The sequence below is a fragment of the Streptomyces zaehneri genome (genome assembly GCF_032248645.1).
In the GTDB taxonomy this organism is placed as follows: Bacteria; Actinomycetota; Actinomycetes; order Streptomycetales; family Streptomycetaceae; genus Streptomyces; species Streptomyces coriariae.
The window spans coordinates 1-255 of record NZ_JASTTJ010000097.1 but is presented as its reverse complement, the minus strand read 5'-3'; the positions used below and the strand labels follow the sequence as shown (position 1 = coordinate 255).

Sequence of the window (255 nt, the reverse complement as noted above, 5' to 3'; positions counted from 1 at the left end):
CCGACGTGGGACCGTTGACCGCCGCCACCTCCACACGGCCGGCCCACCGCTCGATACGCTCCGCCACTTCAGTCTCGGACAGCGCCACCGACGCCATACCACCCCGGCCCGCCAGACTGCGCGCAATCACCTGGCTGCGTACCGCCACCACCTGAGCGGCATCCTCCAGCGACAACACACCCGCCACACACGCCGCCGCGATCTCACCCTGCGAATGACCCTCCCCCGCAGCCGGCACCACACCCACCGACGCCC

The 255-nt window shown here is 71.4% G+C and carries 1 protein-coding gene; it reads right to left on the bottom strand.

Going from position 1 to position 255, the window contains the following annotated elements; translation table 11 throughout:
- On the bottom strand, nt 1-255 hold a 255-nt coding region (locus QQM72_RS40805; RefSeq protein ID WP_314225852.1), incomplete at both ends, for an acyltransferase domain-containing protein.